At 62.9% G+C, this 14,103-nt stretch carries 11 protein-coding genes; 3 read left to right on the forward strand and 8 right to left on the reverse strand.

The window, feature by feature from the left end:
- Positions 1–237: 237 nt before the first annotated feature.
- Both AC3WMU_RS09465 and AC3WMU_RS09470 read left to right on the forward strand, forming a co-directional pair.
- Complete coding sequence (locus AC3WMU_RS09465) at positions 238–993, forward strand: RNA polymerase sigma factor FliA (RefSeq protein ID WP_006227415.1); 756 nt, start codon at positions 238–240, stop codon at positions 991–993.
- Between the two features lie 310 nt (positions 994–1,303).
- A complete protein-coding gene (locus AC3WMU_RS09470; RefSeq protein ID WP_424626036.1) occupies positions 1,304–2,434 on the forward strand; it encodes a FliC/FljB family flagellin in 1,131 nt (376 codons plus the stop codon).
- A gap of 247 nt (positions 2,435–2,681) precedes the next feature.
- Here AC3WMU_RS09470 and AC3WMU_RS09475 read toward each other — a convergent pair whose 3' ends face one another.
- From AC3WMU_RS09475 to AC3WMU_RS09510, 8 genes are read right to left on the reverse strand one after another with little or no spacing between them, the layout of a single operon-like run.
- Entirely contained in the window at positions 2,682–4,226 is a 1,545-nt protein-coding gene (locus AC3WMU_RS09475) for an alpha/beta fold hydrolase (protein WP_492282213.1), read from the reverse strand.
- A gap of 21 nt (positions 4,227–4,247) precedes the next feature.
- Positions 4,248–4,748: an acyltransferase gene (locus tag AC3WMU_RS09480; protein ID WP_424626038.1), complete on the reverse strand. Its 501-nt coding sequence runs from the start codon at positions 4,746–4,748 to the stop codon at positions 4,248–4,250.
- Positions 4,745–5,653: an NAD-dependent epimerase/dehydratase family protein gene (locus AC3WMU_RS09485; protein ID WP_492282214.1), complete on the reverse strand. Its 909-nt coding sequence runs from the start codon at positions 5,651–5,653 to the stop codon at positions 4,745–4,747. Before AC3WMU_RS09485 ends, AC3WMU_RS09480 begins: the two co-directional genes overlap by 4 nt.
- Complete coding sequence (locus AC3WMU_RS09490) at positions 5,650–6,219, reverse strand: dTDP-4-dehydrorhamnose 3,5-epimerase family protein (RefSeq protein WP_492282215.1); 570 nt, start codon at positions 6,217–6,219, stop codon at positions 5,650–5,652. Before AC3WMU_RS09490 ends, AC3WMU_RS09485 begins: the two co-directional genes overlap by 4 nt.
- Before the next feature lies 1 nt (position 6,220).
- Positions 6,221–7,537 (reverse strand): lipopolysaccharide biosynthesis protein RfbH, encoded by a 1,317-nt coding sequence (gene rfbH, locus AC3WMU_RS09495; RefSeq protein ID WP_315134932.1) that lies wholly within the window; start codon positions 7,535–7,537, stop codon positions 6,221–6,223.
- 50 nt (positions 7,538–7,587) lie between these two features.
- On the reverse strand, positions 7,588–8,649 hold the full coding sequence (gene rfbG, locus AC3WMU_RS09500) for a CDP-glucose 4,6-dehydratase (protein ID WP_424626041.1): 1,062 nt from the start codon (positions 8,647–8,649) through the stop codon (positions 7,588–7,590).
- The gene (rfbF, locus tag AC3WMU_RS09505; RefSeq protein ID WP_315134935.1) at positions 8,646–9,416 is read right to left on the reverse strand and encodes a glucose-1-phosphate cytidylyltransferase; all 771 of its coding nucleotides are present in this window, start codon (positions 9,414–9,416) and stop codon (positions 8,646–8,648) included. The genes rfbG and rfbF overlap by 4 nt, the downstream gene beginning before the upstream one ends.
- The gene (locus tag AC3WMU_RS09510) at positions 9,413–12,880 is read right to left on the reverse strand and encodes an O-linked N-acetylglucosamine transferase family protein (protein ID WP_492282216.1); all 3,468 of its coding nucleotides are present in this window, start codon (positions 12,878–12,880) and stop codon (positions 9,413–9,415) included. Before AC3WMU_RS09510 ends, rfbF begins: the two co-directional genes overlap by 4 nt.
- A 246-nt stretch (positions 12,881–13,126) precedes the next feature.
- Between AC3WMU_RS09510 and AC3WMU_RS09515 the strand changes: the two genes are divergently transcribed.
- Positions 13,127–14,005, forward strand: coding sequence for a hypothetical protein (locus AC3WMU_RS09515; protein WP_492282217.1), 879 nt, complete (start codon positions 13,127–13,129; stop codon positions 14,003–14,005).
- The last annotated feature ends 98 nt before the right edge of the window (positions 14,006–14,103 follow it).

Here is a 14,103-nt window from a genome sequence, read left to right on the forward strand (position 1 = left end):
ACTTACGAAAATAGATACACCTTGACATAGTTGTTCGACACGAATTTACGTCAATTTGGCAAATAAGCATTCAAAACATTGCGTACTTCGAGGAATGAAATGTTGTGCAGTCCCGACAATGACACCTTGCCGATCACTTAATTTGTAGCTTTAGCGCAGCCGCGCGTTTGTCGACAATGTCGCAAATTGACAACGTCAGACAATGCGTCACGATGGACACCGCCTGACATTCCCGCAATGCCCCACGCAGATGACAGCTTGGTCGAATATGCCCCGCTAGTGCGGAAGCTGGCCCTGCAATTGCTCGCCCGGCTACCCGCCAGCGTTGAGCTCGACGACTTGATACAGGCCGGCATGATCGGCCTGCTTGACGCCGTAAGGCGCTATCAGGAAACGGCAGACGCCCAATTCGAGACCTACGCCACGACCCGCATTCGTGGCGCGATGCTGGACGAACTCCGCGGCCAGGACTGGCTTCCGCGCAGCGTCCGCGCCAAGGCGCGCAAGATCGAACAAGCTATCCAGCAACTGGAACAGCGCTTGATGCGCGCGCCCAGCGAGGCGGAAATCGCCCATCAGCTGGAAATGCCGATCGGCGAATACCAGACGCTGCTGCACGACGCCCAGGGCGTGCAGATCGTGCACTACGAAGATTTCACCGTGGAGCCCGATTCGGCCTCCGGCCAATCAGACTGGACCGCCACGCTCAACCACGGCTCGGCCGGCGGCAATCCTCTGGACGCATTGCTTGCGGGCGATTTCCGCCAGGCGCTGATCCACGCCATCGACTCCCTGCCCGACCGAGAAAAATTGTTGCTGTCGCTCTGTTACGAGCAAGGGCTCAACCTGAAAGAAATCGGCGCGATCATGAATGTCACCGAAGCGCGGGTGTGCCAGTTGCGTTCGCAGGCCACGGCCCGCATTCGCGCGAAGCTGAAAGACCAGGCCTGGCAGGAACTGCCCCAGGAAGGACAGATCGCGCAGATCATCTAGGCGGCATCGGCGACTCTCTCTATATAGAGACCGCCAGCCAACGCGAAAGCAGCAAACAAGAACGGGCGCCACGCGGCGCCCGTTTCTATTTCCCCCTTCCCAGGCCGCAGCGAGATCCGCCAACAACGGTCTCGGCGGATACAACAATAAATACGACTTTCGCGAAATAGGGCTAAAGAATGATTTAGGACTGCCGTAATCCTTGCAACGGAGAGATTCCTAGACAAGAAGTCGACGAACTTTCCCGTTAACACCAGTGGGCGGCCTTGCTGCCCAGTTTGAAGAAGCCTTTCTCTCTTGGGAGCCTCACATGGCAGTCATCAATACCAATTACCTGTCGCTGGTTGCGCAGAACAACCTGAACAAGTCGCAATCGACCCTGGGCAGCGCCATCGAGCGCCTGTCGTCGGGCCTGCGCATCAACAGCGCCAAGGACGACGCCGCTGGCCAAGCCATCGCCAACCGCTTCACCGCCAACGTTAACGGCCTGACGCAAGCTGCCCGTAACGCCAACGACGGTATCTCGATCGCTCAAACGACCGAAGGCGCGTTGAACGAAGTCAACAACAACCTGCAACGTATCCGTCAACTGTCGGTTCAAGCCACCAACGGCACGAACTCGCAGACCGACCTGGATTCGATCCAAGCTGAAATCAGCCAGCGCCTGGGTGAAATCACCCGCGTGTCGGAACAGACCCAGTTCAACGGCGTCAAGGTTCTGGCCAAGGACAACACGCTGACGATCCAAGTCGGCGCCAACGACAACGAAACGATCACCATCAATCTGGAAAAGATCGATGCCAAGTCGCTGGGTCTGGACAAGCTGAGCCTGAACGGCCCGCAAGGCACCGTGGCTACCGCCGCCAACTCGGACGTCGAATCGTTCCTGAGCGTGTCGACCGGCAGCGTCACCGCCGGCGCTTCGGCCGCCGTCACGATCACCAACGGCAAGGACCTGGGCTCGACCGCTCCGACGTCCGGTTCGCTGGTCAAGGACAGCAAGGGCAACCTGTTCGTCGAAGTCACGGCAACCGCCGGCGCGACGAAGCCGGGCGTTACCACCGGCCAAAAGATGTATGTGTCGGTCAAGGCTTCGGACCTGTCCGTCTCCGGTGGCACCGTGACCGTCAACAGCAAGGACGCTTCGGCTTCGACGTTCGCTGCCACGACGAACCCGCTGGCCGGCATCGACAAGGCCTTGTCGCAAGTCGACAGCCTGCGTAGCGACCTGGGCGCGATCCAGAACCGCTTCGAATCGACTGTTGCCAACCTGAACAACACGATCAACAACCTGTCCGCCGCTCGTTCGCGCATCGAAGATGCCGACTACGCCACGGAAGTGTCGAACATGACCAAGGCTCAGATCCTGCAACAGGCTGGCACCTCGGTTCTGGCACAAGCCAACCAAGTTCCGCAAACGGTTCTGTCGCTGCTGCGTTAATTCCAGCGGACAGTCCCTCGGTCGGGGTCTGGGGTCGCAGTTCGACGCCAGACCCGCTCCGAAACAGGAAAGCCAGCCTTCGGGCTGGTTTTTTTTATGGGCAGTCACGCCACAATCACTACGCCTTGCGTGCTCAGGATTGAAACGACAACACCAATGGCGCGCACATGAAAAAGGGGCGGATATTCATCCGCCCCTGCTTGCATCCTGCTTTGCGCTCATTCTATCGTCGAGCGCAGCCCTCGACTTACGCGGTCAGGCCCGTGGACCGAACTACCGCCGCCACGGCCGCCGGGTTGTCGTTGATCAGGTCATGGCCACCCGCGATGCGTTCCACGCGCAACCCCAGGGCCGCCAGACGCACCAGGTCTTCCTCATCCAGGCAGCACGGCACCGGCGGCATATCGCGGGGCGGCTGCATCGGCACATTACCGGTCAGCACGGTCACCGGCTGCGCGATACCCTGCAGCAACGGCCAATAGTCGCGCTCCACCGCGGCCGTAGGCGTCACCCCGTAGATTTCCAGCGCAAAGCTGCGCAGATAGCGGTCGTCGGGGCGACTCGCGAGGGCGCCGCGCAAGAACGCCTGGTTGTGCCAGAGCTTCGCGGCCGAGAACGGCGTGTCCAGCAGCACCACCTGTTTGCACAGCGGCGTACGGCGTGCGATTTCCAGCGCGACGCTGCCACCAAACGATACGCCCAATATGCCGAATCCCGCGGGCGCGGCCATCAACAGCGCCGGCAACAGCTCATCCGTGAATCCATTTACCGACATGTCCTGCGGCGCGGTACTGGCGCCGCAACCGGGCAAGTCCACAAATAGCAGGTTCGCATCGGGCAGGTGGGGTTCGAAGGCCTGCACGGTGGCGATGCTGCCCAGCGAGCCATGCAGCACCACCCATGTGGGGCGCCCTTCCCGCCAGCCAGCGGCGCGGCGTACCCGAACCAGCCCCGATTGCCCCGGCACCATCTCGAACGGCGCGCCAACCGGCGCCCGCAAACGCGCAAGCCATTCATCGTGGCCGCGTTCCAGTGCATCCAACGCCTCGGGCGTGCCGCGCATGATGTCGCGTGCATGGCGTTCGATCAAATCCTTCGGCCAATCCCACCAACGCGCGCGCATCAGGCGGGCAGACACGGCCTCGTCGAAACGACGCCGGCGGAACTGCGCGGGATTGCCCGTCCAGATTTCATAGTTGCCCACATCGCGCGACACCACGGACCCTGCGCCGATCACCGCGCCCGTGCCGATGGTGACCCCCGACATGATTTTCGCGCCGGCTCCGATCCACACGTCGTGACCGATCGTCACGCCGCCGCGAGTCGTGGAGTAGTCCGTGATGTCCTGCGTGGACGCGAACAAGGTACCAAAATGCGGCGCCGAGAACGGATAGATCGTGTAGGTGTCCTGACGGTGGTACGACCCCAGGATGATCTCGACCCCATGCCCGATGGTGCAGAAATTGCCGACGGTGAGCCTGGCTGGTTCGTGGGGCTGATTGTGGGGAAAAACCGAGGGCACCCCGTACGAATAATCACCGATGCTGTAAACATCGGGGTCGGCCAGGGCCAACGCCGTGAACACCAGGTTGCGCACGCCGTGCTGCATCGCCAGGTTCAGATGTTTGACGCCCTGATGGTCGGGACGAATCGTCGCGATCTGCCTGCAGATATGGGCCGCGTCCGCTTGGCGGTTTTCCTGCCATGCCCGCGCGGCCACGCCGAACGCGTCATCCACGCTCATCGTCTGGCCGCTCGCGGGTTTAGGCGCGCTTTTCTTATTCGATTTCACCGGTCCTACTCCGATAGATATTCAATACGCATCCGGGGTGCGATGACGAATCACCGCCGCCGGGTTGCCGGCGATGACGGCATACGCCGGCCACTCGCCGCGCAAGACCGTGCCGGCCGCGACCACGCATCCACGCCGCAATATGCAGCCGTCCAGCAGCACGCAATTGGCGCCGATCCAGCAATCTTCTTCGATCAGGATCCCGCCCTTGCTAGGCATGAAGCGCTGCTCGATGATGGTGAGGTCGCTACGGCGGTACTCGTGGTTCGTGGGCGCCAAGGTCGTGTTGGCGGCGATCAAGGTGCCGCGACCAATGCTCACGCCATGGCCCGAATAGATCACCACGCCGGAATTCAGATAGACCTGGTCGCCGATGTGCACGTCGCCATCGCCACCCGCAAATTTGATCTTCACGAAACTATCGATCGTCGCGTGGTCGCCCACTGTGACGTGATTGCCGCGCACCGATCGTTCGATGTCAGCCAAGGGGGAAATCTTGGCCAGGACAGATAGACGGTTCATGCTTGAGACTTCCTCAGATACGCCAGCGTTCCAAAGAGAAACGCGGCCATCGCCGCGTGGGCGTCCCCGCCCTCTGCGGCGTCGTGGCGGGACGTGAACTGGTAATCAGGCGCCGGGGTTTCCACCGCCGAGCCGAATACGACCGGCACCTGGCGACCCAACGACTCGCTGGCGCAAGACGCGGCCAGATTCGCCAGGTCCCGAATCCGCCAGTCGGCGCCGGCCACGTGAAGCACGCCCGCACCAGGCTGGGTCAAGCGGCCTGCCAGCGTGTGCGCGAAATGCTGGGCGCTCAGGTAGTTGCGCACCGCCGTGCCCTGCCCATGCAGCACGATTCGTCCATGTGCCACCGCCTGGCGGCAGAAGTCGAAAGGCGCCAGCGTCCAGCGGTCAAAGCCTGCCCACTGCGCGGGCAGACCAAATAGATTGGCCGGCCGCAAGATATCCACCGACAGGCCGTGTGTCTGCGCCGCCAGCGTATACAGCTGCTCCGCCTGCCAATGCGTCAGCCCGTAGTCATTGCCCGGCGTCACCGCCGAGGCCTCCCCCAGAATTCCTTCGGGCCGGCCAAACACATGAAACGTCGACACGTAGGCATGCCGCGCAATGCCCGCCCGCCCGCAGGCGTCCAGCAGCGCGCGCGTGCCCGCGACATTGACCACGTAGGCCAAGGCCGGATTCGCGCGGCAGGCGACTTCGTGCATCGCCGCCGCATGCACGCAGGCATGCAGGCCGTGCGGCAGCGTCAAGGCCGCCACGCCGGCAGGGTCGGACAAATCCAGCGTGATGTCATGGGTGGGCGCGCGGCCTGCAGTCAGGACCTCCATGCCCTGCGCGCGCAAACCCTCGGCAATCACGCCGCCCGCGTATCCGCTGGCTCCGGTGACAAGCACGCGCACCGTCATTGCGGCTCCGTAAACGTGAAAGGCGTCGTGAAATCGTTCAACGCCGGCAACGCCGCATCGCGCGGCGACATCAGCGGATCGCCGATGCCGGCTTCCCCCTCCCACCAGTCGATGCCCGCACTGGCGGGGTGCACCCCCGCATCCCGCTCGGGATCATGCACCGAGGTCGTGTAGTACAGCAGCGCGGTATGGTCGCGATGCGCGGCGAATCCATGGGCCACTCCGCGCGGCACATACACGGCTTGCGGGGTATCGCCATCCAGCGTCAATGACAACGATTGCATGAACGTGGGCGACCCGCGCCGAAGGTCCAAGAGGCCATCCCGGGCGCGGCCGGTCAAGCAGGTCACCAGTTTGGCGTGGTCCGACGGCGGCACTTGAAAGTGCATGCCGCGCAGCACACCGCGGTGCGACACGGACACATAGGATTCGGCGTAGGCCGTCTCCAGCCCCAATCCCGCCAGCGTCGGCGCATGCAACAGCTTGCGGAACTCGCCGCGCGTATCCGGAAAGCGCGGCAGGGTCAGCAGATAGCAGCCCGGAATATCCAAGGCTTGGGCAAGCATGTCAGATCCCGACGCCGAAGAAGAGCTCGATCCGGCTGGCGGCGTAGTCCAGCATTTCCGGCGTCAGTGCCGGCTGCACGCCAATCCAGAACGTGTTTTGCATGATGATCTCAGTGTTGGTCAGCTCACCCGAGACGCGGTAATGCTGGCCCACCATCGAAGGCTGACGCGTCAGGTTGCCGGCAAACAGCAAGCGCGTGCCGATCTTGTCCTGGTCCAGATACGTCAACAGGTCCACGCGCCGCACCTGAGCTTCGGGGCGAAGCGTAATCGGGAATCCGAACCAGGACGGGTCGGAGCCCGGCGTGGCTTCCGGCAAGATCAGGAATTCCTCGCAGGAGGCCAGCCGTTCCTTCAGGAAGCGGAAATTGGCCTTGCGCTGCGCCACGAATTCTTCGACCCGGTCCATCTGCGCCAGTCCGCAAGCGGCCTGCATATCGGTGATTTTCAGGTTGTACCCGATGTGCGAATACGTGTACTTGTGGTCATAGCCTTCCGGCAGGCTGCCCAGCTTTTGACAGAAGCGCTTGCCGCAGGTGTTGTCCTTGCCCGGTCCGCAATAGCAATCACGCCCCCAATCGCGGAACGACTCGGCGATCAGCTTCAAGTGCGGATCGTTCGTAAAGACCGCCCCACCCTCGCCCATGGTGATGTGGTGCGCGGGATAGAAGCTAAGCGTGCCGATGTCGCCAAACGTGCCGACCATGCGGCCGTTGTAGGTGGAACCCAACGCGTCGCAACAATCTTCGATCAGCCACAGCCCGTACTTCTTGCACAAGGCCGTGACCACGTCCAGGTTGTACGGGTTGCCCAGCGTGTGCGCCAGCATGATCGCTTTGGTGCGCGGGGTGATCGCGGCTTCCAGCAGACTGGCGTTCACGTTATAGGTGCCCAGTTCCACGTCGACGAACACCGGCACCGCGCCAAATTGCAGGATCGGATTGACCGTGGTGGGAAACCCGGCGGCCACGCCAATCACTTCGTCGCCGCGGCGGATCGCGCGTTCGCCCAGCTTGGGCGAGGTCAACGTCGAAAACGCCACCAGATTGGCCGACGATCCGGAATTGACGGTGATCAGGTGCTTGACGCCAAGATATTGGGCGAGGCGCTGCTCGAATGCCTCATTGAACCGGCCCGTGGTCAGCCAGCCGTCCAACGACGCCTCGACCATGGCCTTCAATTCGGCCGCCCCGATCAGCTTGCCCGACGGCGGCACCACGGTCTTACCGGGCGCGAACGCCGCACGCTCACGTTCCTGGGCGTCGTGGTACTGGTCGACCAACTGGGCGATCTGCGCCCGGATTTCATTAGGATTCATGCTCTTTCTCTACAATCAGTGTTGCTTGCCGTGGACGGCGCACATCCGGTTCACAGGGGGCCGTAGGCATCGATTTGCGCCTCGCACAAAGCGCGCGCGTGCTGGTTTTCATGATGGGCCCGGTACCAGCCCATGGTTTCGGCGACAGACCGTTCCAGGCTCCAGCGCGATTGCACGCCCAGTACCGAGCGGGTGCGCGACGTATCCAGCGCCAGCAAACCCGCCTCGTGCGGACCGCTTCCGACTTTGCCGTACGCGGCCTCGCCCCGGCCATAGGCCGCGCGCGCTAATTCAATCACGTCCCGCACCGTCGCCGCCTCGTGCGCTGGCGGCCCGAAATTGAACGGACCGGCCAGTTCGGGTTGCGCCCATAATGTCTCTGCCAACCGAAGATAGCCCGCCAACGGCTCCAGCACATGCTGCCACGGCCGCACTGACACGGGGTTGCGGATGTCGAGTGTGCGGCCGTCCTGCCAGGCGCGGACGGCGTCGGGCAGCAAACGGTCTTCGGACCAATCGCCCCCGCCGATGACATTGCCGGCCCGCGCGGTCGCGACGGCCACGCCTTGTTCCCGCAGGAACGCGTCGCGATAACTGGCAGCCACCAACTCGGCGGCCGCCTTGCTGGCGCTGTAGGGGTCATGCCCCCCCAACGCATCGCTTTCGCGGTACGGATAGGGCCATTCCTCGTTGCGATAAACCTTGTCGGTCGTAATGCACAAGGCCACGCGCACGCCCGGCAAGCCGCGCAGTGCATCCAGCACGTGCGCCGTGCCCATCACGTTGGTGTCGAACGTTTGCAGCGGCTCGCGATAGCTGGCGCGCACCAGCGGCTGCGCCGCCAGATGCAACACGATCTCCGGCTGGAACGCCCGGATTCTGGCGGCCAGCGCGGGCGCTTGGCGGATATCCAGGATATGGCTGTCGACCACGGCGGCGATTCCCGCCGCCTCGAACAGGCTCGGCTGACCAGCGGGCGGCGCCAGCGACACGGCGCTGACCTCAGCGCCCAGGCGGTGCAGCCACAAGGCGAGCCAGCCGCCCTTGAATCCCGTGTGCCCCGTCAGGAAGACACGTTTTCCACGCCAGAAGCCGGCTGCATCGGCGCTCACCAAACCCTCCACGGCGCCTTGTTCGTTTCCCACAGCGATTCCAGCATGCGCTTTTCACGCAGCGTATCCATCGGCTGCCAAAAGCCCATGTGCCGGAAGGCCATCAGATCGCCCTTGCGGGCCAGGGTCTCGAGCGGCTCCATTTCCCAGGAAATGTGATCCCCTTCGATCAGGGGAAGCACCGCCGGGGACAACACAAAGAAGCCACCGTTGATCAGGCCGCCGTCGCCGCGCGGCTTCTCGGTGAAACCCGCCACCAGGTCGTCTTCCATCTTCAGCGCGCCGTAGCGCCCCGGAGGCTGCACGGCGGTCACGGTCGCGGCGCGGCCATGTTTGCGGTGAAAGGCGATCAGCGCGGAAATGTCCACGTCCGCCACCCCGTCACCGTACGTGAAGCAGAAGGCTTCTTCGTCCTTGACGTAATCGGCAACGCGCTTCAAGCGGCCGCCGGTCATCGTGTCATCACCGGTGTCCACCAGCGTGACCCGCCACGGCTCGGCATGGCGCTGATGCACTTCCATCTGGTTGTTCGCCATGTCGAAGGTCACGTCCGACATGTGCAGGAAGTAGTTGGCGAAATACTCCTTGATGACATAACCCTTGTAGCCGCAGCAGATCACGAAGTCATTGACGCCGTGTGCGGAATACATCTTCATGATGTGCCACAGGATGGGTTTGCCGCCGATTTCCACCATAGGCTTGGGCTTGACGTGCGTTTCTTCGGAAATGCGCGTGCCCAGGCCGCCCGCGAGAATGATTGCCTTCATGCTTGTTTCTCACACCAATTTTTGAACATGGCGCGAAAGGCCGTCTCGACCTTGCGCGCATAAGCGGGTTCGTCCATCAGGCTGCTTGCACGCATCTCGTCGCGCAGGCCGGCGCGGATACGCGCCAGCGCCGGAATGTCGCTGGCCAACGCCACCACCTTGTCGACGTATTCGGTTTCGGTATGGGCAGTCCATTCGCTGCGGCCCAGTCCCGTCAGCGTCGAGGCGCCAATGCGGCCCACGCCCGGGCGGCCCGTCAAGGTCACGAAGGGCAGCCCCATGTACAGGCTTTCGAACAAGGTCGTGCCCGAGTTATGGGGGAAGCAGTCGAGCGTGATGTCGCACTCGCGCAGCAGGTCCCAGGGAGGTGAATGGAAACCGATTTCAAGGCGGCTGGCCGGAATGCCGTGCACCGCGAAACGCGTCTCCAGGTCTTCACGCAAGCCGGTCGACACGTAACTGCGGCTGTCCACCACGAGTTTTGCCGTCGGCACGCGATTGAGGATGTCTGCCCACACCCGCAGGACGTGCTCGTTGAACCGGATCGCCCGGGACAGCGTGACAAATCTGACATAGCCATTGGCGATGGCCGGCAACGGGCTGACATCACCCATTTCGGCCTTCGGCCGATACGCGAAATTGCTGCCGTCCAGCCGCCACGGCGCTTCGGCGAACAAATGCTCCGAGCTCGGCGGCGCCATGTCGGAATCGATCAGGATATAGTCGATGGCCTTCAAACCGGTCGTACATCCGAAGCCCAGCCACGTGACCTGCACGGGCGCAGGCTTGCGAATGAACACACCCAGGCGATTATTGGCGGTGTGGCCGGCGAGATCCACCAGGATGTCGATCTTGTCGGCGCGGATGCGGCGGGCGAGGACGTCGTCGGACATCCCGTTGGTACGGGTCCATCCGTGTGCATAGCCCTTGAAGCGCTCGGTGACCTCGTCCTCCACTTCCAGGTGCGCATACACATGGACTTCGAACTGCCCGGCGTCATGATTCGCCATCAACGGCTCAAGAAACAGCGTCACCGGATGCACCCGGATGTCGGGCGAGACGTAGCCGATCCGCAGGCGACGCTCAGGATTCCTCTCGTTACGGTGCGGCAGCCAGTGCTTGCGCATCGGTTCGCCATAGAAGGCGTCGAACTCCTGGTAAACCGCGTATATCTGCTCGGCGGTACGATCAGGGAAGTAGTTCAATCCAAAGAATCTGCTGCCCCAGACCTGCGGATTGTCCGGCGTGCGGCGCAACACCTCTTTATATTGCCGGTCCGACCCTTCAAAGTCCCCGATGTCCGCCAGCACGACGCCATAGTTTCCGATCGAATCCAACTGGGCCGGATCAAGTTCCAAGGCGCGCTGGTAGTGGAAAATGGATTCGTAGTAGCGCGAAGCCTTGTGATAGCAACTGCCCAGCACGTTGTGCGCGGAGCCGTAGTTCTGTTGCATGGATATGGCTTGCAAGCAAGCGACCTCGGCCTCATTGAGCAGCTGCATCGAGATCAGCAGCAACGACAGCAGCACATAACGATGCGCGGTGCCCGCATCAAGCTTGAACGCTTGCAGCAGTGACGCGGCCGCTTCCTTGAGCTCGCCACGGTCGCGTTGAATCGAACTCAGCGCGTCCCACGCGGCATCGCAACGCGGTGCGTGCTTGATCAAACGGCGGACGCGCGCTTCGGTATCGGCATTGGCCTTGCCCAGATACGCCAGCATGCGCAGTTCGACAGCCTCTTTCTGCTGTTCGGGCGTGACGCCACGCAACTTGCGGACCGTCTCGGGTTGCGTCAGCAACCATCGGGACAAGGCCTGCACATAAAGCGCCCATGAATGGCGCTCGCCTTTGCTCGCCTCCAAACCTTCTTGCAGGAAATCCCGCCAGCGGGTGGCGCCGACGCGCAACGATGCGGATCGCCTGAGCGCCCGCAATTGCTGCGCCAACGAGATTTTCTCGACATCAGCAGCCGGACTCTCGATATTCAAATCCGCCGGCGGCGCCGACGCGGTTTCATCCTGAATGACGGTGTCGATCGCCGACAAAGACTGACCCGCGGCCAGGCGGTCAAGCACGACGGGTTCCACTGGTTCGTCAACCGACTCATGCCACCAGTTGAAGAGCGGCACCGCCAGCCCGTCTTTGCGCGCCGCCACGGCGGACAACAAGTGGGGGACGACCTGCAACTCGCTTTCGGCAGGCGTGTCGTAGGGCGTGGCATCCACCACGAATCGCACGAGGCCGCGGCGCAACAGATACAGGAGCGCGGCCTGGGTCACTTCCTGGGCGGTCTTGCCTTCCGGCACCTGTTGGCCGGCTTGTACGTACTCGACCAGGCGCGTCGCGGTCAGGGACTCGGGCCAGGCGCATCCCAAAGCGTCCACGACACGCTGCACGGTCAGATCATCCGTCGAAAAAACCTGCCCCGGCGTCGTTTCAAAGTAAACATTCTTCACGTCGCGCAGTCCCAGCGCGCAACGCCGGAAACGGCCCGCCCAGCGCAGGTCCATCAATCGCGGCAGGGCGACCTGCGGCAACACTTGCTCGGCGCGCTCTTGGTGCACCAGAAGCGTGCGACGGTGCTGGCGGCCGACGGAAAAGTCCAGATTCTGTTGCCGCAACACCCGCTGCTTGCCCAAGCCCAGGAGACCGTGGGCCAGCGAGACGTTGGACCCATAGGAATCGGCCATTTCAATCTGGGGTTCGGCATCGCCTGCGCAGATCATGGCAAAGCCGGAAACCAGCTCGGAGAACTCCACGAAGTAATAAGGCTGACGCGCAATCCCGAACAAACCGGCATCCAGATCGGCTCGGCTCCGCTCGGCCGCCAGGCTGAGCGCGCCCGCCATGGGGTTGCCGGCGGCGATCCCGTTGGTGAACAAGGTCAGCGCAGTCCGGGCGGCGTCGCGTTGCGCCTCCGGCGTCTCGGCGCCATGGCTGTACAGCATCATGGCATCGCGCACGGCCTCGAATGCCCGGCCCCCTGGGTAGGTGTCGTAATTGACGTAGGCGATGCCTTCGAAAGCCAGGTTCAAGCGGCAGATGCGAAGAATCTCGGCGGCCTGATCGCGGTCCAGCAAGCTGAAGACGTCATGCGCGATGATGTAGTCGAACTCGCCCATTTCCGGCGTCACTGCGGCATAGTCCGCTGCAATGAATTCCGCGTTCGCCAAGCCGAGGATGCTGGCATGCTGGCGAGCGAGTTCAATCTGGGAATAATCGGGGTCAACCCCCAATATTTTGGCGCCAGGGTAAGCGGCGGCAAACGGGAACGCGTTAGCCCCCGCTCGGCAACCCAAGACCAGCACGCGCGCCTCGTCCAGCGGCACGCTGGTCAAGCCGTACAGATGCGCTGTGGCCCGCAGGTGACCCGGCGAACTCAGGAAATTGATGGCGTGATCGGCCAAAGCGGGAGAAGCCGCAACGTCGCGGCCTCCATCGGGTAAGGACTCAGGCGCGTTCAAGAGAAACTCCGCATCGGGCATGTACCAGTGGCAATTGTTGGCGAGAATATCAGCGCTGATGCCAGCGGAATCGAGCGAAAAGCGCAGGTTTTTACCGGCTCTTGCACCCTATTCGCGCAACCGGGAATGCGGGTTCCTTTCCAAGACAATTTTGAAGCCAGCTTTTTGCCGCCTTATCGGATTTTTGGGGCGTGCGCGATCCCGGCATAATTGCGGCCGCAGCTTTGTATCTAATTTTTTCACGCCATGACCGCCACGCCCCCAGATCCACTCGCTACCCAGCACGACGGCACCCCGGATCCAGACTCTCAGGCGCCGGTGGACGCGCAGACGTTGCGTCTGCGAGAAGAGAACCGCGCGTTGCGCGAATTGCTGGCCGCCCAAGTGCAGGCTGCTCTGCCTGCGCCCGAGCCCGGCTGTCTACGCCGGATTGGCTGGTGGCTGATTTCCGCCCCGGGCGCCGCACTGGTCGGCTGGCGTGCCCTGTTGGGCCGAGACGACGCCGCGCCCTTGACCGGCCGACGCATGGGGTCCGCCACCCTGACCGTGCTCTATACCCTGGCAATCTACGGTGCGCTGGTGCTGCTGGTCGTGTATTGGAACGCACCCAACAACGGGATCACCGGTGCCACGTCGGCCAGCCCTGTGCGCGTGCCGCTTTTGCCCCTGCCGCCGCTTGTGCCCGAAGACGCCCCGTCTGACTGGGAGAGCGATGCCTCGGGCAAGTCCGCACCGGATGCCTCGCCGGATGCCACGCCCTCCGCTAAACCCGAATCCGCACCGGAATCGGAATCCACCCCGACGGCGGACCCGGAACGCGCCACGGCCCCAACGGCGCCCGGGGCGGGCGCAACACCCACTGCCCCGCCCGAGGCATCGCCTCCGCGCCCGCACGTGGCCGCAGACCCTGCGCCCGTCGCCGGTGGCCCGAAATCGACACTGCGCATCACCGAAATCCCCGCCCAGAACCCGATGGCCTGGGTCGATACATTGAAGGGCGAATTAGCCCGCTGCGCCCAGCTGGGATTTTTCGAACGGCCGGATTGTGCCTGGGCTGCTCGCAAGCAATTCTGCGAACCGAATCATGGCTGGGGTACGGTCAAGGAATGCCCGACGCAGCCATGATCCGTCTGGCCACTTGTCACAGGATGGCCACGCAAACCTGTGACAATGCTTTGCACCACGCGAGGATTCCGCGCAATAATGCGTGAACGTTGGGTCTG

It is taken from the genome of Achromobacter sp. FW305-C-13, from assembly GCF_058783475.1.